Source organism: Lactiplantibacillus sp. ME-2 (genome assembly GCF_022549155.1).
GTDB lineage: Bacteria > Bacillota > Bacilli > Lactobacillales > Lactobacillaceae > Lactiplantibacillus > Lactiplantibacillus plantarum.
Genome location: NZ_JAKZEQ010000001.1, coordinates 65007 through 83343, shown reverse-complemented (window position 1 = coordinate 83343; position 18337 = coordinate 65007). Strand labels below are relative to the sequence as shown.

General features: G+C 45.2%; 19 protein-coding genes. 13 read left to right on the top strand and 6 right to left on the bottom strand.

Annotated features, from left to right (window positions below):
- Positions 1 to 69 precede the first annotated feature (69 nt).
- Positions 70 to 411, top strand: a complete 342-nt coding sequence (locus MMY95_RS00410; protein ID WP_003642630.1) for a hypothetical protein — start codon at positions 70 to 72, stop codon at positions 409 to 411.
- 28 nt (positions 412 to 439) lie between these two features.
- Positions 440 to 859: an Hsp20/alpha crystallin family protein gene (locus MMY95_RS00405; RefSeq protein WP_003642631.1), complete on the top strand. Its 420-nt coding sequence runs from the start codon at positions 440 to 442 to the stop codon at positions 857 to 859.
- A 266-nt stretch (positions 860 to 1125) separates the two neighbouring features.
- Here MMY95_RS00405 and MMY95_RS00400 read toward each other — a convergent pair whose 3' ends face one another.
- Positions 1126 to 1488 carry a hypothetical protein gene (locus MMY95_RS00400; RefSeq protein ID WP_021356260.1) on the bottom strand — a complete coding sequence of 121 codons (363 nt, stop codon included), beginning with the start codon at positions 1486 to 1488 and terminating at the stop codon, positions 1126 to 1128.
- Between the two features lie 150 nt (positions 1489 to 1638).
- On the opposite strand from MMY95_RS00400, the gene MMY95_RS00395 reads away from it, so the two are divergent.
- From MMY95_RS00395 to MMY95_RS00385, 3 genes are all read left to right on the top strand, one after another.
- Positions 1639 to 2163 carry a DUF1836 domain-containing protein gene (locus MMY95_RS00395; protein WP_003642633.1) on the top strand — a complete coding sequence of 175 codons (525 nt, stop codon included), beginning with the start codon at positions 1639 to 1641 and terminating at the stop codon, positions 2161 to 2163.
- Between the two features lie 176 nt (positions 2164 to 2339).
- Positions 2340 to 3089, top strand: coding sequence for a LytTR family DNA-binding domain-containing protein (locus tag MMY95_RS00390; RefSeq protein WP_202861122.1), 750 nt, complete (start codon positions 2340 to 2342; stop codon positions 3087 to 3089).
- 9 nt (positions 3090 to 3098) lie between these two features.
- The gene (locus MMY95_RS00385) at positions 3099 to 3755 is read left to right on the top strand and encodes an HD domain-containing protein (RefSeq protein WP_013355812.1); all 657 of its coding nucleotides are present in this window, start codon (positions 3099 to 3101) and stop codon (positions 3753 to 3755) included.
- A 172-nt stretch (positions 3756 to 3927) separates the two neighbouring features.
- On the opposite strand, the gene MMY95_RS00380 is transcribed toward MMY95_RS00385, so the two are convergent.
- Together MMY95_RS00380 and ybaK are read right to left on the bottom strand one after the other, a co-directional pair.
- A complete protein-coding gene (locus MMY95_RS00380; RefSeq protein ID WP_015380710.1) occupies positions 3928 to 4707 on the bottom strand; it encodes a hypothetical protein in 780 nt (259 codons plus the stop codon).
- 4 nt (positions 4708 to 4711) lie between these two features.
- A complete protein-coding gene (gene ybaK / locus MMY95_RS00375; RefSeq protein WP_003642637.1) occupies positions 4712 to 5215 on the bottom strand; it encodes a Cys-tRNA(Pro) deacylase in 504 nt (167 codons plus the stop codon).
- Between the two features lie 124 nt (positions 5216 to 5339).
- On the opposite strand from ybaK, the gene MMY95_RS00370 reads away from it, so the two are divergent.
- The 5 genes from MMY95_RS00370 to MMY95_RS00350 all read left to right on the top strand — a co-directional run bounded on the left by MMY95_RS00370 (position 5340) and on the right by MMY95_RS00350 (position 11546).
- Positions 5340 to 6065 carry a GntR family transcriptional regulator gene (locus MMY95_RS00370; protein ID WP_003642638.1) on the top strand — a complete coding sequence of 242 codons (726 nt, stop codon included), beginning with the start codon at positions 5340 to 5342 and terminating at the stop codon, positions 6063 to 6065.
- 14 nt (positions 6066 to 6079) lie between these two features.
- Positions 6080 to 6928 (top strand): alpha/beta hydrolase-fold protein, encoded by an 849-nt coding sequence (locus MMY95_RS00365; RefSeq protein ID WP_053267052.1) that lies wholly within the window; start codon positions 6080 to 6082, stop codon positions 6926 to 6928.
- A 229-nt stretch (positions 6929 to 7157) separates the two neighbouring features.
- Positions 7158 to 9524, top strand: coding sequence for a phosphoketolase family protein (locus MMY95_RS00360; RefSeq protein ID WP_087509561.1), 2367 nt, complete (start codon positions 7158 to 7160; stop codon positions 9522 to 9524).
- Positions 9525 to 9990: 466 nt separating this feature from the next.
- Positions 9991 to 11139, top strand: a complete 1149-nt coding sequence (locus MMY95_RS00355; RefSeq protein ID WP_045351700.1) for a glycosyltransferase — start codon at positions 9991 to 9993, stop codon at positions 11137 to 11139.
- Between the two features lie 209 nt (positions 11140 to 11348).
- Positions 11349 to 11546 (top strand): DUF2929 family protein, encoded by a 198-nt coding sequence (locus tag MMY95_RS00350; RefSeq protein WP_003645904.1) that lies wholly within the window; start codon positions 11349 to 11351, stop codon positions 11544 to 11546.
- Between the two features lie 162 nt (positions 11547 to 11708).
- On the opposite strand, the gene MMY95_RS00345 is transcribed toward MMY95_RS00350, so the two are convergent.
- The 3 genes from MMY95_RS00345 to MMY95_RS00335 form a co-directional block, all read right to left on the bottom strand.
- The gene (locus MMY95_RS00345; RefSeq protein WP_003642643.1) at positions 11709 to 12029 is read right to left on the bottom strand and encodes a helix-turn-helix transcriptional regulator; all 321 of its coding nucleotides are present in this window, start codon (positions 12027 to 12029) and stop codon (positions 11709 to 11711) included.
- A 77-nt stretch (positions 12030 to 12106) separates the two neighbouring features.
- Positions 12107 to 13009, bottom strand: a complete 903-nt coding sequence (locus tag MMY95_RS00340) for an RluA family pseudouridine synthase (RefSeq protein WP_087509168.1) — start codon at positions 13007 to 13009, stop codon at positions 12107 to 12109.
- 85 nt (positions 13010 to 13094) lie between these two features.
- Positions 13095 to 13556: a universal stress protein gene (locus MMY95_RS00335; protein WP_003645906.1), complete on the bottom strand. Its 462-nt coding sequence runs from the start codon at positions 13554 to 13556 to the stop codon at positions 13095 to 13097.
- Between the two features lie 501 nt (positions 13557 to 14057).
- On the opposite strand from MMY95_RS00335, the gene MMY95_RS00330 reads away from it, so the two are divergent.
- From MMY95_RS00330 to MMY95_RS00320, 3 genes are all read left to right on the top strand, one after another.
- Complete coding sequence (locus MMY95_RS00330; RefSeq protein ID WP_053267691.1) at positions 14058 to 16415, top strand: SH3 domain-containing protein; 2358 nt, start codon at positions 14058 to 14060, stop codon at positions 16413 to 16415.
- 501 nt (positions 16416 to 16916) lie between these two features.
- Positions 16917 to 17930: a lipoate--protein ligase gene (locus MMY95_RS00325; RefSeq protein WP_003642650.1), complete on the top strand. Its 1014-nt coding sequence runs from the start codon at positions 16917 to 16919 to the stop codon at positions 17928 to 17930.
- A gap of 13 nt (positions 17931 to 17943) precedes the next feature.
- Positions 17944 to 18324: a hypothetical protein gene (locus MMY95_RS00320; protein ID WP_003642651.1), complete on the top strand. Its 381-nt coding sequence runs from the start codon at positions 17944 to 17946 to the stop codon at positions 18322 to 18324.
- Positions 18325 to 18337 lie beyond the last annotated feature (13 nt).

The following is an 18337-nucleotide window of genomic DNA, read 5'->3' as shown; positions in this document are numbered from 1 at the left end:
AGAAAGATGGTTAACGTTTCCAATGAATGGTGCTAAACTAAGGGTATACCAAGTAAAGGGAGATCTTTAATGATGCCAGTAGAAACGAAAACTAAGATTCATGAGGATTCGAAGAAATTGGTTTATCAAGATAGTGATGTCAAAAAAGCGATGGATTTAATTCGTGACCGTGGTTACGTGACCCGTGCAGATTTCAATCAGATGGACGATGCGGATTGGGCGGCCGGTTTTGATCAAAAGATTGAAGCCGCTTTCCTAAAAGTTGAAGGCGAAGACCCGTACATCTACTTCGAACAATTTGATTTCAAGGGTGGCGACATTGATTCGATCATCTTTGATATGGACCAAGTTGGCACGCGTGACCATGCCTTAGATTTACTTGCTGAAGCCATTCACCAACAGGCTTACTAATAATTGATTTGATACGGAGGTTATTGACATGCGCCAGCAATTATTCGGTCATCATCTGGATGATCTACTAAAGCCCACCAAATTATTGAAGCGGGCTCACCGGGAAGCAGAGAACGTCTTAAACGCACACGTTGGGATGAAAACGGACGTGGTTGAACATGACGATGATTACACCGTAACGGCAGAATTACCCGGTTTTGATAAGGACGCTATTACGGTGAAGTATGCTGACGAATGGCTAACTATTCGGGCGCACCGGTCGCAAGACGATCGCAACGATGACGGGCGCGTACTCCATCGCGAACGAATGGACGCGGACTTTACCCGGAAGTTTCATCTAACGAATGTCGTGCGCGAAGAGATTCAAGCGCATTATCAAGCAGGACTGCTGACCGTGACGTTGCCAAAAACCGTTGCGGATAGCGAAGGTAAGATCGAAATACAATAAATAAAAGCATCGTCAGCGAATCCTGACGGTGCTTTTATTCGGTACATACACATTGATGACAACGGATTTTTTTGCACACTTAGGGGTGTTGTTAGCAAGGTGCTGTCTCAACTAGTTGATAGAGCTAGCAATCAGTCGTGACAACCTAAGTGAGCACGAATCTGAAAGTCTGTAGCATAACCAGGTACAAATTCGGGGTAGTCAGTGAACATCGGTCACCACCTGAGCAGCTTATTAGCAATCATGATGTGATTTAAAGTGCGAGCCTACTTTTGCTCATCAGTCGCATCGTCAGTGGTGTCTTCAGCTTTATTAGCATCCGAGATGCTCATTTGAATCGTACGGGGACGGTCTTTGATAATAACAATCGTCCCATGGCCGAGGAAGTCTTTGGGCCCATCATAGGCCATTTCATATTCATTGGCGAATGAGCCGGATTTTTGAAGTGTCATGAAGAAAATTTTATTGTCTTCGTAATCGTCACTGAACATGATGGCCATCGTGCTATCAATCAATAATTTCTCTTTGCGCATCGCTTTGAGACGGTCCCAAAGTCCGGCAATCACTGCTTGTGGGATCATTTCTTTAACATCGTCACCGACACGGAGCTTTTTGGTCATTTCATACATACTACATAACCTACTTTTCATTTGTATTTGCATTAACCCATAAATGATACCATATTCAGAAATTAATGTGATTTACAATGTCATCTAGTTTACAAGACTAGTTAATCTAGGTATAATTAATGTAACCTATTTATCAGAGGAGGACGCAGCATGGCAGCTAATGAGACTTATGCAGATTGGCAAGCCCGCATGGCAAAGGTGATTCTGCCGAAGTGGATCGAGTTACCGAACTTTGATTTATATATGGATCAGGTCCTATTATTAATTAATGAAACGTTGCAGCCATTAGGTGCTGATCCAGTTACTGCCGCAATGATCAATAATTATGTCAAACATAAAGTGATCTTGTCACCAGTCAAGAAGAAATATCAAATTATGCAATTGGCGGATATTATTGTCATTAGCTTACTAAAACCGAGTTATCCACTGGATAAAATTCGTCAGGGAATCGACCAAGTGACTGCGACTGGCTATCCCAAGCGAGCTTACGACAATTTTATTACGGTATTAACGAATCAACTTCATCATCCCGATGATCCAATTACGATTTCTGATCAGGATCTCAGTCACAGTTTAACAACCGCAGCGGCTCAACTGATTGTTAATAAATTGCGCACGGATGAATTATTGCGACTTAATCAAGTACAGACCAAGCCACAACAAATTGAAAAATAAGCTGAATGCGGTGGACCAAGTAATGTCAGTTATTTGGTCCATACGTGTTTTTTTGGTTGCTGGAATGGCGGGGCTTTAGTATCATATAAAATGATTGTAAGCAATTTAAATTGGGATAGAGTGGATCAACAGTGGTTTGTTTGTTAATCTGCTTTACATTGGGAAGAGTGATTGATATGAAGGTGTTTATCAGTGACGATCAAGAACAACAGCGTCTCTGGTTAAACGACATCATTACGGCACAGCTGGAGGCATTGCACTTTAATTATGAGTTAGTCTCAGTATGGCAGCCGACCGATGTGTTAGCGGCGGTAAAGGATGGCGGCGGACCAAATCTTTATTTTTTAGATATCGTTTTACAACGCGAAATCAATGGCATTCAATTGGCCTCTAAGATTCGTGATTATGATCCTGATGGGTTTATTGTCTATGTGACGGTGCGTGATGACATGATCCCGGATACGTTGAGTGCGATGACAACACCAACCGGGTTTATTTCAAAAACAAATATGTTCGATAAGGCAAAGTTTGTTCCAGAAGTACAAAGAGTCCTACAAGTCGTAAAAAAACGGTTAGGTATGTTACAGCAATCTGCTGAACCGACTTTAACGATTCGAAGTGGTGTGTTATTATTAACGCTGAAGCTTAAAGATATCATCTACTGTGAGAAGGAACATGGGCTGCGGACCACGCGAATCGTGACGACGACCCAGTCCTATGTCGTACATAAGAATTTAAATACGATTAAGGAACAACTGACAGCGATGCATTTTTTTAATGAGTTTCAAAGTTATGCCCTCAACCTTGACCATGTGATTACGGTTGATTTTAATAAGGGCGTGATTAGTATGGACAATCATGATCACTTGACCTTTAGCCGGGGAACGATCAAGAAGCTACGGGCGTACTACCAGACCCAGGGATAGGATGAGTGTATGATAACTGAAACACAATTAACGGCAATTCAAACGTATGCTTTGCAAAAGCTTGCTCACGATCATAGTGGGCATGGTCGCGATCATTTGCAGCGGGTCAACCGGCTAGCACGCCGGCTGGCAAAAGCCGAAGGGGCAAATTTAAATCTGACTTTAGCGGCAGCTTGGCTGCATGATGTGATCGACGATAAATTGATGGCCGACCCAGCGAAGGCGCATCAAGATTTGATTGCTCAATTGAACGCGCAAAATGTTACGGCTGCCGATCAAACGGCTATTTTTGCAATTATTGATCACATGTCATTCAGCAAATCCTTCAACGGCCCTCAAAAATTAAGTCTTGAAGGGCAAGTCGTTCAGGATGCGGATCGGTTAGACGCGATTGGCGCTATCGGGATCGCCCGGGCGTTGTATTATTCAGGTCATGTCGGTGAAAAAATCTATGACCCGGCAATTGCGCCACGTGAACATATGACGCGTGAACAATATCGACACCAGCCCGGCACGGCTATCAATCACTTCTATGAAAAGTTGTTCAAGTTAGCAGCTCTCATGAATACGGATACTGCCAAAGCACTGGCAGCCCACCGGACAGCGGTGATGCACGAGTTTGTTGACCAATTTAAGGCTGAGTGGACGGCGGATGATAAGGCGTAATGGCATCCCTACGTCTAGTTGAGTCACTAGTTCTTTGAGCTGAGATCATGTTATCAGATGATGCAATTACCATTTATATTGGCTAACGAAAAAGGCCATCACAAGAATGTATCGTGAATTCTTGTGATGGCCTTTTTAGCTCTTATTCTGGTTTTAAGGCTGGCAATCTAAATCAGGCACGGTTGGTCAGAAGATGGGTTACCAACATGACTAGTAGGGACACGAGTAGTGAGTAGCCCAAGATAATGGCGACCATTAGTCCCCAAGTAACTAACGTATGGATCCAACCGGTGATACCGATGAACGTCAGTAAGGTAGTCAGCACGATAATGATGACGATGGTGCTATACAACCCGATCGCACTATTCTGATAGTCAGCGGGACTTAGATCGAAGCCACCAATCACAATGACGAGGGTTAGAAAGAGCAACATTAATAGTTGCCACCAACTCGTTGGCGTACTGGTTAACGAGTGAAAACTTGCAGCCCATTGTGGTTGTTCGGGTGTATCAGCTAATTTGAAGATGGCTTGAAATAGGCCAGGAGCGAGTAGCCAGTCTAGTCCAAGGAGTGCCGCTGTGCATCCGAAGATGGGGGCGACACCAATGAACAGGTTACCAATGACTTGATACCGGCTGTGCCGATTCCAAGTATGGTTAACATAGCCTAGTGCCAGATCATCCGCCGACTCATCTTCAGGATGGAGGTGAGGGCGTTTGAGCAGCCGGACCGATTGGATGCCGTGGCGAAAAATCAGTGCGAGGATTAGATGGCTAAGCTCGTGGATGATGATGCCCAGAAAACCACAGTAGACCTGACTGTTAATACCGTAGTGGTTGACCAGATTCGCTTTGGTTTGTCGGTTGATAATCGTCAGTAACCAAGCAAATAGTCCGGGTAAACCAATGATGACCAGCAAGACGATGCCGTTATTCTTGATCAAGTTATCCACGAGGCTACTCCGTTATTGGACCAAAAGTGCCGTGCACGAGCTTGCGTAGATCATCAGCGTCGATTTCAATTGAACGCCCGATTTTACCCGAAGATACGAGAATCTTACCTTGCTGCTTAGCGGTCTCGTCTAAGTAGATGGGAAACTTCTTAGTTTCCCAAATACCAACTGGTGTGTTGGCGCCGTGTTGGTATCCGGTAGTCCGTTCCAAGTCCTTTAATGGAATCATGCCAACTTTTTTGTTGCCGGATAGCTTAGCCAATTTTTTATAGCTGAGGTGCTCATCTAACGGCAAGACGCCGACGACGGGACCGGTCTTGTTACCAATCAGCGCTAAGGTCTTGTAGATATGATGTTCGTCAACACCGAGGTGGTCGACTTGTAATTGTTGAACGTCGCCTTCCGTTTCGGTTGGGAATTCATATTGTTGATAGCTGATATTTGCTTTATCCAAAATCTTTTCAACAAGTGTTTTACCTAATTGATCTTTTTTCTTCTTTTTTGACATTATTGTTAACCTCACATTTATTAAAAATACGGTCCAATTTTATAAATGGACCGGAACAATTCACCCAAACGCCATTAATTCTGCTATACTTGAGGTATGAAATAACCTCAAAGGAGGGATTACAATGGCTGACCTAGTTTATCAACAAGTCATCAATGATCTCAATAAACGGATCATGGCGAATGAATTTGTTGATAAGAAGCTTCCAGATGAACGTAGTCTTAGCGAACAGTATCAGGTAAGTCGTAGCTCGATTAAGCGCGCGCTTAACGTGCTAGCCAATAAGGGCCTGATTTTCAAGAAGCGGGGTTCGGGAACGTTCATTAATCCATTATATCTTAAAAATCAATCTTCGTTTAAGTATGAAGGAACTAACCTAGGAATTACGGACAGTTTAAATACTGAGGGTGCTAAGCCCAGTATTCAATTATTAGACTTTCGCGTCATTCCTGCAAGTCAAGAGTTGCAACAAGACTTATTTTTAACTGCTGACGAGTTTGTTTATGAAATCAAACGGCTGCGATTACTGGATGACCAGCCTTTCATGATTGAAAGTGGCTATATTCCAATCAAGCTTGTGCCCCAGTTGAACCGGCAAGTGGTCAGTGGCTCGATCTTTAATTACGTGCAAAAGACCTTGCACGCCGCAGTGACCAAATCATTCTTATCGATTGCGGCCGATGCGTCCAATACGACTGATCAAGAGTTGCTACATTTGCAGCCAAATGAACCGGTGGGCCTGATGAGTGGGATTTTCTTCTTAGATGATGGGACACCCTTTGAAGTGTCTAATATGCGACTACATTATCAATATATGAAGTATACAACGTTTGTGTCAACGAATAGTTAGGAGTCTGAGGTGTCATGGCACTGATTCGTATTAATTTTATGGCGGCTAGTTTACACCGGACCGTTCCCCTGATGGTGTGTTTACCAACGGATAAATTGGTCCCAGATGAGCAGGGCGTGCCGCGCCCGATTCAGGGTCCGTTTGCCACCCTGTACTTATTGCACGGTATCTTAGGTAGTGAAGTCGACTGGATTAGTGGCACACGAATCCAGCGCTGGGCCGACGAACGGAACCTGGCTGTCGTGATGCCAGTGGGCGAGAATAGTTTCTATACTGATCATCCTTGGTCTGGGGAGACGTATAGTCAATTTATTGGTCAGGAATTGATTGATTTTACACGCCGGACGTTTCCACTATCACACCAGCGTGACCAAACTTTTATTGGCGGATTATCAATGGGTGGTTACGGGGCGCTGTATAACGGACTAAAATTTCACGATACTTTTGGGGCCATTGTGAGTTTATCAGCCGGACTGAATGTGCGACCCGGAATGGAAAAGTTACCGGCAAAACCTCAGTGGTTTGCGGAAACGGCCGCATATCAGCATGGCGTTTTTGGCCCAGATCTAGCAGCTGCTGGTCATTCGGAATTAAACCCGCAAGTGCTCGTAACTAAATTACTGGCAGCTCACGTCGCTTTACCCGCGATTTTTATGGCGATTGGCGATCAGGACGGCTTAAAGCCAGCGAATGATGAATTTGATCATTTTCTAACGGCCAAAAAAGTTTCGCATGAATATGTGGTCGGTTCTGGAGCGCACGAGTGGGATTTCTGGGACCGCTATCTATTAAAAGCACTGAACTGGTTGCCACTAACTAATCAGGGCGCCGGTGTTAATTCTGGGCATATTAAAGCTAATTGATGGGCTGCTTCAATCATTCTGCGTACAAATTATTAAAAAATATATTAATCTAAAAGCAAGGTGTCCCAAGGGATGAGCCTTGTTTTTTTGTTTTAATTTATAAAATTGGACCGTTCCAATTAACAAAAAGGTTGATTTTTTGAAATGAGTTGTTAAAATAGAACTTGTAAACGAAAACATTTAAACAGTTAGCGTTCAAGTGAAAAGCAAATTAAGGAGTGTTTTTGAAATGACAACAGATTACTCATCACCAGCATATTTGCAAAAAGTTGATAAGTACTGGCGTGCTGCCAACTACTTATCAGTTGGTCAACTTTATTTAAAAGATAATCCACTATTACAACGGCCATTGAAGGCCAGTGACGTTAAGGTTCATCCAATTGGTCACTGGGGGACGATTGCCGGTCAAAACTTTATCTATGCCCATCTTAACCGGGTCATCAACAAGTACGGTTTGAAAATGTTCTACGTTGAAGGTCCAGGTCATGGTGGTCAAGTGATGGTTTCAAACTCTTACCTTGACGGTACTTACACCGATATTTATCCAGAAATTACGCAGGATGTTGAAGGGATGCAAAAGCTCTTTAAGCAATTCTCATTCCCAGGTGGGGTTGCTTCCCATGCGGCACCTGAAACACCCGGTTCAATCCATGAAGGTGGCGAACTTGGTTACTCAATTTCACACGGGGTTGGGGCAATTCTTGACAATCCTGACGAGATCGCCGCGGTTGTTGTTGGTGATGGGGAATCCGAAACGGGTCCATTAGCAACTTCATGGCAATCAACGAAGTTCATTAACCCAATCAACGACGGGGCTATTTTACCAATCTTGAACTTAAATGGTTTTAAGATTTCTAACCCAACGATTTTTGGTCGGACTTCTGATGCTAAGATTAAGGAATACTTCGAAAGCATGAATTGGGAACCAATCTTCGTTGAAGGTGACGATCCTGAAAAGGTTCACCCAGCCTTAGCTAAGGCCATGGATGAAGCCGTTGAAAAGATCAAGGCAATCCAGAAGCATGCTCGCGAAAATGACGATGCGACATTGCCAGTATGGCCAATGATCGTCTTCCGCGCACCTAAGGGCTGGACTGGTCCGAAGTCATGGGACGGTGATAAGATCGAAGGTTCATTCCGTGCTCATCAAATTCCGATTCCTGTTGATCAAAATGACATGGAACATGCGGATGCTTTAGTTGATTGGCTCGAATCATATCAACCAAAAGAACTCTTCAATGAAGATGGCTCTTTGAAGGATGATATTAAAGAAATTATTCCTACTGGGGACAGTCGGATGGCTGCTAACCCAATCACCAATGGTGGGGTCGATCCGAAAGCCTTGAACTTACCAAACTTCCGTGATTATGCGGTCGATACGTCCAAAGAAGGCGCGAATGTTAAGCAAGATATGATCGTTTGGTCAGACTATTTGCGGGATGTCATCAAGAAGAATCCTGATAACTTCCGGTTGTTCGGACCTGATGAAACCATGTCTAACCGCTTATATGGTGTCTTCGAAACCACTAATCGTCAATGGATGGAAGACATTCATCCAGATAGTGACCAATATGAAGCACCAGCTGGCCGGGTCTTAGATGCTCAGTTATCTGAACACCAAGCTGAAGGTTGGTTAGAAGGTTACGTCTTAACTGGACGTCATGGGTTATTTGCCAGTTATGAAGCCTTCCTACGCGTTGTGGACTCAATGTTGACGCAACACTTCAAGTGGTTACGTAAAGCCAATGAACTTGATTGGCGTAAAAAGTACCCATCACTTAACATTATCGCGGCTTCAACTGTATTCCAACAAGACCATAATGGTTATACCCACCAAGATCCAGGTGCATTAACTCATTTGGCCGAAAAGAAACCAGAATACATTCGCGAATATTTACCAGCCGATGCCAACACGTTATTAGCTGTCGGTGACGTCATTTTCCGGAGCCAAGAAAAGATCAACTACGTGGTTACGTCAAAACACCCACGTCAACAATGGTTCAGCATTGAAGAAGCTAAGCAATTAGTTGACAATGGTCTTGGTATCATTGATTGGGCAAGTACGGACCAAGATAGCGAACCAGACATTGTCTTTGCAGCTGCTGGGACGGAACCAACGCTTGAAACGTTGGCTGCCATCCAATTACTACACGACAGTTTCCCAGAGATGAAGATTCGTTTCGTGAACGTGGTCGACATCTTGAAGTTACGTAGTCCTGAAAAGGATCCGCGGGGCTTGTCAGATGCTGAGTTTGACCATTACTTTACTAAGGACAAACCAGTGGTCTTTGCTTTCCACGGTTACGAAGACTTAGTTCGTGACATCTTCTTTGATCGTCACAACCATAACTTATACGTCCACGGTTACCGTGAAAATGGTGATATTACCACACCATTCGACGTACGGGTCATGAACCAGATGGACCGCTTCGACTTAGCTAAGTCGGCAATTGCGGCGCAACCAGCAATGGAAAACACTGGTGCGGCCTTCGTTCAATCCATGGATAATATGCTTGCTAAACACAATGCCTATATCCGGGATGCCGGAACTGACTTGCCAGAAGTTAATGATTGGCAATGGAAGGGTTTAAAATAAGCAGTTAAAATCTTAATTTGAAAATAGCGTTGCTACTGGCCTGTGCCTCCAGTAGCAACGCTATTTTTGTGCGCTATTAATTGTGTCGATTGGATACTGTCAACTCAGCATGGGCGACTTATTTCAGATTGCGTGTATATCAAGCAATACTAGTGGTATGTCAACAAGTGCTGATTGGTGCTGGAATGTAGCCTATGACGTCTTAATCAGAACCTAGCTAACTGACGTTTAATCAAGAAGCAACTTGCAATGACTAGCATAATGTGAATTGTGAGCATATTTTAATTGGTTTTTAATTATTCCTGTTATAATAACGCTACCTAAGCTGATACTAGTGATGGTGATTAGTTAAGGATGAACGGGTCTGACGCAATCAGCTCAGCCTAACATCGTCGATTCCGGTTCCATGAACCGAGTTTATGTGGAAAGGAGCGACTGGTTGTTTAATCGCCAGTCAACGATGCTAATGAAAATTTTGATAACAGTCGAGAATTTAGTGATGGATGGTGTCAAACGAGCGGCGACGGTCCTCGGCAATGCGTTGACCTCGCAAGCCGAAGTTGCCTTTTACTCCTTGGCCCAACCCCGGTCTTTCTATGAACTGAGCGCACCGCTTATCACGGCGCGCCGGCCTGCAAGTGCGACGGTACTTAATTACTTTGGCGCTGATCCGTTGACCGTTTATGCGCCTCAAATAGATGATTTACTCACGACGATTGGGTCGGGAGCTTACGATGCCGTTATTCTCCCGGGAGGTTTACTGACGAGTTTTGCTCCGGCAATCAAACAGCGTTTTCCACGGGTCAATGTCATTGCGTGGATGCACAATAATGTTGATATCTACCTCAATCAGTATTACGTCCAAATGCAAGATGAACTGGTCGCAGGGCTCTTAGCGGCTGATACGGTCGTGACATTGACCGATTATGATTGGGAAGGCTACTCACGTTTTAACGCCCATACGGTCAAGTTCTATAATCCACCGACCATGCAAGCTCATGGTCAGCAGGCCGACTTGGCGCAACATATCATTGCCTACACTGGTCGTATTGACCTGCAACATAAGGGGCTCGATTATTTGTTGACAGTTGCGCGAGCCTTGCCTGCTGATTGGCAAATTGCAGTCGCGGGGACTGGTCCCGAAGACCAATTAGCGACGTTCAATCGGTTGATGGCTGAACTCGATGTTCGTGACCGCATTATTTATCGGGGTGCGCTGAAAGATACTGAGTTACGGGCGCATTATCAACAGGCGAGTGTCTTCATGATGACTTCGCGTTGGGAAGGGATGCCATTAGTTATGGGGGAAGCGATGACGATGGGGTTACCGATCGTCTCAATGTGGAATACTGGCTCAGCCGAGTACTTGCAGGGTGGCCAGTACGGTGTGTTGACTCCGGCCCGCGATGTTAATGCTCTGATTACTGGCTTAATGCCACTGTTAACTGATTTTGACTGTCGCGCTGAATATGCCGCGCGCGCTCGGCAACGCAGTCATGACTTTACCTTGAGCAAGATTGTCCGGCAGTGGCTGGCACTATTGAATCGCCAATATGTTCCGCAAACGGTCGTCGAATCAAATTGGCCTGCGGATTTGAGTAGTGGGGGACATTAGCCTGTCATAGCGGTCATGATAATCGCTCAGTACTTAGGACCTGAATGGTCGGTGCTGAGCTTTTTTGTCATTGATGGTGGGGATTTTCTTTGGATAGAACTATTATATAAAAGTTATGAATTCTATTAATAAATTTGCAAACGCGTGACAACTTTGATACACTCAATCAAAAGGTCAGCCGTGCCTGACCGCATTGGAGGAGCTTGCTATTGAAGACAACGTGGCTGGCTAGTTTACTAGTCACAATCTTTTGGGGCGCCGTATTGGGGCTCGTTGTAACGTATTTAGGTGGGGCGATGGTCGAGGCTTTGACCGCCACCCCCATCGTTCGTGAACCACTCAAAGCCATGGCGGTGGGTATCATATTGGCAGTGATGAGTGGGTTACTAGTGACAACGCACCATTAAGAACTGTATGCTGGCTTTAAGGGCGCTTAGCCGACCGTTAACAAGCTTGATAAATTAAAAATGATTCGCCTTCTTGTCAGAGGAAGGTGAATCATTTTTTAGTGTAGATGAATCACGGGGTTCAATGGTGAACTAACTGTCCGGAGTGCGTTGCGCAAATGCTCACGATTTGGATAGTCGGAGTAGTTTGAGTAACGTACCGGCAAGTTCTTCACGTTGATGGGCTGGCAGATCACTCAGGTAGTCGAGTAATGCAACAACATTAGGTGATTGGAGAAGCTCGTCGCGAAAGAAGTCCGCTATTTTTAAATTCAGAGTTTCAGCGATTGCGGTCAAACTTTGTAGTTTAATGTTATCGACCTTACCACGTTCGAGTCGAGAAATTAGAGAGATTGAAACATTGGATTGTTCGGCCAATTGCTCGATGGTGATGCCGTGTTGCTGTCGGCGTTGCCGAATGATTTTGCCTATCTCGGTTAACATGGGAATCCTCCTTAATCCATTAAGCGTCTTAGCACTAATTTTAGAGGTTTCGCTATGCTTGAAACAGATTCAAGCAATCAGTAGTTCTCGATTAAACGCGGCTTCTCAAATAAACTTGGCAATGGGGCCGGTACCGTCACCCGTGTGGTGCTAAATGGAAGTTGTAGATCCAACAATTGGGCATGTAACATCAGCCGAGGCGCCGACTCCGTTTGCGAGTCGTAAAGTGGATCACCGATAATCGGGTGGTCACTGGCGGCCAAGTGGACCCGTAGCTGATGGGTACGGCCAGTATGCAGGGTCAGTTTAACTAAACTCTGATGGGCGGTTGTTGCACATACTTCGTAGTCGGTGAGTGCTGGCTGGGCATCGGCCGTGTTGACCCAGCGTTTGCGTTTGTCGGTAGCATCATGACCGATTGGCGCGGTGAAATGCCCAGTTGGCGTGGCAAAGTGACCACGTACCCAGGCATAATAAGTCCGGCGAATTTGCTTGTCACTGATTAAGCGGTCTAGAATCGGGACGACGACCGGGTTCAATGCGACTAGCATCGCACCAGAAGTCATCTGGTCGAGCCGGTGAACCATGTATGGCACCTGCTGAGTTGGTTGGAGTGTGGCTGCTAGGTCATTTAAAATTGATCCGGTTTCACCTGGTTGATTAGGATGCGATTTCACGCCAGCGGGTTTATCAACGACTAACAGATCGCTGTTTTGATATAAAATCGTGGCTGGGGCCGTGGCAGCCGCAATATAGTTCGAGGTCGGAGTCCGAAAGTCACTGGGGATAAACGTCAGCGTCAGGCAATCACCAGTATTGACGAGTTGTGCAATCGACGTTGGTGCACCGTTCAGCTGAATCCGCCGCGTTTGGCGTAACTGGCCCTGAATCCGCTTTGGAATCAGCCAAGTCCGAAGGCAAGCCCGAATCGACTGTTGATTCAAACTAGACGGGATAGTGAGTTGATAAGTCCAGGTCATGAATAAAGCTCCTTTATAACGGGGAAGAAGACGGGCAACGCACGGAAACCACTAAAAAAGTCTGGAACGTATCCAGACTTTTTTGTTAGTCTTCTTTTTTAGCGGCCGGCTTAACGATCAAAACGTCACAAATTGCGTTGCGACTGACGTAGGTGGTTACGGAGCCGACCATCAAACGTTCAACGGCGGATAAGCCGGTTGAGCCAATCATAATTAATTCATTATGGTGGTCTGCAGGAAATTCACGCGCGATAACCGTTTTGGGATTACCAAAACGAACATGGACATCAACGTCGGTCACCCCAGCGTCAATCGTTTGTTGCTTGAGTTCTTCCAAGCGCTTTTGAACGTCTTCCGACAACTTGTAGATGACATCACCACTGACCGCACCGCCGTACGTGTCACTAAATTGGTTGACTTCCAACACGTTTAAAATGTCGAGATGGGTCTTGTTACGCTTAGCGACTTCGATGCCCCGCCGAAGAACTTCGTCGGTAGCCTTGGAGCCATCAACTGGTACCAGGATATTTTGATATTGTTGTAACATAATGGTTACCCCCGTTTGATATGGCTAGTTAATAACTATATTTTAGCATTAATTTTCAGCAATGTAAGCATTTAAAATCGATTGATTTATTTGATAACTTGAGTTTGTAAGGATAATTATTTTAATGGACTGAAAAATGACTAATTTTTTTCAGTCGGTACTAGTCCTTGAAAAATAATATTCTTCAAGGTCGTTAATCGATCAATCAGTCACATTTAATTTAAATACAGTAATTGAGAAGCGAGTTGATTTTGGAAAAGCCCCTGGTCATAACGTCTTGCAGCGATTGTCAATTCGGTCAACGATAACAAATTGTTAACTGATCAATCAGTTAAAATGATAGCGGTGTCAATCAATTGATATTAATAAAATAATTCGAAGCGATCTCGTTTGAATGTCCCTCTTCGACATGCTAATATTATTCTGTAATAGCAGGTGCTACAGGGGAATTAAATCGGTTGTGCTAACAGCTAACTCACGGAAAGTTTGGGGATTTTAAAATTGAAAATTGGAATGACAAAAAAAGTAGTAACTTCATTATTGCTAAGTACCGCTTTGTTGCCGATGTTGAGTGGTAAAGCTGATACGGCAAGTGCAAATCAAAAACCGGCAGCTGCGACTAAGGGAAACAGCGCTGCTTCAGCTGCAAGCCAACAAGTGACCTTAAGTGCTGGCAGTCAGACGGAAACGACAGCGGCCGGTGCGACTGACCAATCAGTTGCCAGTGACGGTGCCAAGACTGACGATCAAGCTGAATCGACCAGCACGACGACGGCTACTACCAGTGCGACAAGTCGTGTCACAGTGCGGGCAGCCAGTCAAGCCGCTAAAGCTGACAGTACAGGACCGCAAAGCCAGTCCTCCGCCAGTGAAGCTGCCAAGGATAACGCGGCTGCTAGTGCTACGGCGGACTCCACAACTAGTGCTGTTGATCAACTTGATAAAACGGCCAAAGCTAGTGCAGCCACGAGCCAAGCCAGTCACAGTACGACTAATGAGACGGCTAAAGCCAGCGCGGCCGCAAGTCAGGATAGTCATGTCACTACGGACCAATCCAGCGCGACTGTGACGAGTGAAGTAGCCAAATCAGCCGCATCGTCAGCCGCACCTAAGCAAGCGACTGAGCAGGCGGTAGCCGCGAAAATCTCACCAAAGATTGAGACGGCTGTGGCGGCTGATGCGGTCCAGTCATCAGCGATGATGGCACGGTCCACGCGGGCAATGACTAGTCAGGAAATCTTCCTGAGTCAGATTAAAGCGGGGGCAATCTCTGGTTGGAACAAGTATCAAGTCTTGCCATCAGTCACGGCCGCACAGGCAATTCTGGAAAGTGGTTGGGGACAATCACAACTTGCAACTCAGGGAAACAACTTATTCGGTATCAAGGGAAGTTATCATGGGCAATCAATCTACTTCCCAACCCAGGAATGGAATGGCTCACAATACATTACGATTCAAGACGCTTTTCGGAAGTACCCGAATTGGTCAGCTAGTGTTGAAGATCATGGCGCCTTTTTGGTTGTCAATCCGCGTTACAGCAATTTAATTGGGGTTACCGATTATCGGCGCGTTGCCAGTCTCTTGCAACAAGACGGCTACGCAACCGCGCCAACGTACGCGAGTTCGCTGATCAGCATCATTGAATATAACAAGCTACACGAGTGGGATCAAGAAGCGCTCAGTGGTCAGGCAAGTGGCGGAAATGATAATAACCAAGTTCAGCCTGATCAAGACGTCACCCCAACCAGTGGTACACATAAGTTTACTAAGACAACGACAATTCACAATGCGCCGGACGCCACGAGTGCCGTAGTGGGTACTTACAACGCTGGTGAAACAGTCAATTACAATGGTAAGTTAACGGTCGGTAATGCAACTTGGTTACGCTATCAGTCCTATTCTGGCGTATCACGGTATGTGATGATTAGTCAAACAACAACTAATGATAATAATAACCAGGCGACAGTTACGCCAGCTAGTGGGTCATATAAGTTTACCGCAAAGACCAACATTCGATCAGCTGCAAGCAAAACGGCTCAAGTGGTCGGCACTTATAATGCTGGTGAGACGGTTTACTATAATGGCAAGATTACCACGGGTGGGACAACTTGGTTACGGTATTTATCCTATTCAGGCGCTCAGCATTACGTGGCTATGAGTGGTGATGAGGTTGGTGCTGTGGCTAAACCGGACGTGGTTGCAACCAGTGGGTCGTATCGTTTCACGAAAACGACAGCAATCAAGAGTTCACCTGCAACTAGTGCGACAACGGTTGGGTCTTATAATGCTGGCGATACGGTCTATTACAATGGTAAGGTGACGACAAATGGTCAGACTTGGTTACGTTACATGTCTTACTCAGGTGCCCAGCATTATGTGCAAATTAGTGGTGAGAGTACGTCGACCAATGTTGATAAACCGCAAGTAACGCCTCAAAGTGGTAGTTATCGCTTTACGCAAACAACGGCGATTAAGAATACACCGGCTGGAAATGCCCCAAGTGTCGGTACCTATAGTGCTGGTGATACAGTCTACTACAACGCTAAGGTAACGGCTAACGGCCAGACTTGGTTACGGTATTTGTCTTATTCGGGCGCCCAACATTACGTAGCGATTAGTGGTAATGCCGCTACCGGAAATACGACGTCTAAGCCGGTAACAAACAGTCAAGGGGCGTTCCGCTTCGTAACGACGACTAATATTCGTACGGCGCCAAGTACGCGCGCAAGCGTTGTCGGTGAATATAACCCAGGTGAAACGGTTTATTACAATGGGACGGTTCAAGCTGAGGGTTACACGTGGCTCCGATATCTGAGTCGCTCCGGTGCAACGCACTATGTTGCTAAGCTTGAAGGCTAGGCATATTAGTTGTTCCGGCGTCCAAATGGCTTTATACTAAGGATATTGAAATGGAATAGCGATTACGACCGCTATTAATGTTTCGGCAACCTAGTTGGCTTCGGCTGACTAGGTTGTTTTTTTACTCGGTTTGCAATCGCTTACATTGTATGCTATATTGGATTTATCGGAAGAGTCACAGGTCAGTATCAAACTGTTACCCAGTTGTTGTAACAAACCCGTCAAGTGATAGCTAGTGCAGTATAGCAGCGTTTCCGCTAATTTCGGATAACTGACTGGCCCAACCTCCATCTATTGATGGCACGGTTATGTCCACGGAGAACGGATTGCCGCCAATCAAACGTTCACGGATGTGGATAGTGAATCAGTCATCTTGTGGTGTGAAGAATGCCACGCCAAACTTTTTGTATGATTCTTCCAAAAAATGGGCTCACATTGTGGGTCCTTTTTTCATCTTGCTGTATGATTAAAGTAACCTAAAGCTGAAGGAGATTTTAAAACATGTATTATGTCGCAATGAAAGATCATGAGATTGGCCGTAACTTGGCAACCGAACAATATTTAATGAATAACGTGGATTTCGATGAACCATTAGTTTTGTTCTACTATGAAGAACCGTGCATCATTGTTGGTCGGAACCAGAACACCCTTGAAGAAATTAATGCCGACTATGTCCGGGAACATCACATTACCGTAACGCGGCGTCTCTCTGGTGGTGGGGCTGTGTATCAAGATCTTGGTAACCTCTGCTTCAGCTTTGTGGTGGATAGTGACAGTCAAGAGTTTGGCGACTTTAAGACATTTACCAAGCCAATCATTGATGCGCTTCACGATATGGGGGCGACGACAGCGACGGTCAGTGGTCGCAATGATTTGCTCGTTGATGGTAAGAAATTCTCCGGTAACGCCATGTATTCACGGAATGGCAAGACGTTCTCCCATGGCACTTTGATGTTGAATGTTGATTTAAACGTTGTCCCACAGGCGCTAACAGTCCCGACCGACAAGATTGCTTCCAAAGGTATTAAGTCCGTTCGGAGTCGGGTCACGAATTTACGGCCTTATTTAGCGCCAGAATATCAGAATATCACGGTGCCAGAATTTCAGGATGCCCTGTTAAAAGAGTTGTTCCATGTTGATTCGTTGGATCAGATTGCGGATAAGGAATATCACGTGACACCTGAACAACAAAAAGCTATTGATAAAATTTACGAAGACTATTATGCTAATTGGGATTGGGTTTACGGTAAATCACCGGAATTCTCGGTTAAGCGGCGTCAACACTTTGATATGGGAACCATTGATGCGCGGATCTCGGTTGATGACGGCTTGATCAATAACATTAAATTTTATGGTGATTTCTTTGGTAGTGGCAACGTTCAAGATATTGAAGCCGCCCTTAAAGGTGTGCGGTACGACCATGAGGCCATCGCTAAAGCGCTGGCAGATATTGATTTAAATCAGTACTTCACGGGAATTGAACGGTCAGCCGTTATTGACTTAATTGCCCAATAATAGGAGTGATTTGTTGAAACTGACTCGCTTAGTTGCATTTGCGTTTGTGTCCTTTTTTTGTTACGGTATCGTCAATTGGATGATGTCGACTAGCCATTTTCACCTGCAGGCAAAAAATATTTCGGTAGCGGAAATGTGGCAGGGGTTGCTGATTGCCCTAGTCTTATATTTTCTAGGCGTTCTAGCAGTGTATATTAATCGTATGCTGGGTTTTTACGTCCTAGGGTTAGTTGTACTGATATATAGCTTAGGACTTGTCAGCGCCTTAATGTCGGGCTATCAGAGTACGGCTGGCATGGAAATTAAACTGGCGTTAGAAGTTATGGGTGTGATTGGATTGGGGATCAACTTTTATACGTTGGTGTTACTGACTCGCTGGCGACGTGCAAATTAACGAAATTGAATAA

What these genes read in the sequence shown, in the direction of transcription:
- MMY95_RS00410 (WP_003642630.1), top strand. Translation starts at nt 70, where the DNA reads ATGATGCCAGTAGAAACGAAAACTAAGATTCATGAGGATTCGAAGAAA.
- MMY95_RS00405 (WP_003642631.1), top strand. Translation starts at nt 440, where the DNA reads ATGCGCCAGCAATTATTCGGTCATCATCTGGATGATCTACTAAAGCCC.
- MMY95_RS00400 (WP_021356260.1), bottom strand. Translation starts at nt 1,488, where the DNA reads ATGTATGAAATGACCAAAAAGCTCCGTGTCGGTGACGATGTTAAAGAA.
- MMY95_RS00395 (WP_003642633.1), top strand. Translation starts at nt 1,639, where the DNA reads ATGGCAGCTAATGAGACTTATGCAGATTGGCAAGCCCGCATGGCAAAG.
- MMY95_RS00390 (WP_202861122.1), top strand. Translation starts at nt 2,340, where the DNA reads ATGAAGGTGTTTATCAGTGACGATCAAGAACAACAGCGTCTCTGGTTA.
- MMY95_RS00385 (WP_013355812.1), top strand. Translation starts at nt 3,099, where the DNA reads ATGATAACTGAAACACAATTAACGGCAATTCAAACGTATGCTTTGCAA.
- ybaK (WP_003642637.1), bottom strand. Translation starts at nt 5,215, where the DNA reads ATGTCAAAAAAGAAGAAAAAAGATCAATTAGGTAAAACACTTGTTGAA.
- MMY95_RS00370 (WP_003642638.1), top strand. Translation starts at nt 5,340, where the DNA reads ATGGCTGACCTAGTTTATCAACAAGTCATCAATGATCTCAATAAACGG.
- MMY95_RS00365 (WP_053267052.1), top strand. Translation starts at nt 6,080, where the DNA reads ATGGCACTGATTCGTATTAATTTTATGGCGGCTAGTTTACACCGGACC.
- MMY95_RS00360 (WP_087509561.1), top strand. Translation starts at nt 7,158, where the DNA reads ATGACAACAGATTACTCATCACCAGCATATTTGCAAAAAGTTGATAAG.
- MMY95_RS00355 (WP_045351700.1), top strand. Translation starts at nt 9,991, where the DNA reads ATGAAAATTTTGATAACAGTCGAGAATTTAGTGATGGATGGTGTCAAA.
- MMY95_RS00345 (WP_003642643.1), bottom strand. Translation starts at nt 12,029, where the DNA reads ATGTTAACCGAGATAGGCAAAATCATTCGGCAACGCCGACAGCAACAC.
- MMY95_RS00340 (WP_087509168.1), bottom strand. Translation starts at nt 13,009, where the DNA reads ATGACCTGGACTTATCAACTCACTATCCCGTCTAGTTTGAATCAACAG.
- MMY95_RS00335 (WP_003645906.1), bottom strand. Translation starts at nt 13,556, where the DNA reads ATGTTACAACAATATCAAAATATCCTGGTACCAGTTGATGGCTCCAAG.
- MMY95_RS00325 (WP_003642650.1), top strand. Translation starts at nt 16,917, where the DNA reads ATGTATTATGTCGCAATGAAAGATCATGAGATTGGCCGTAACTTGGCA.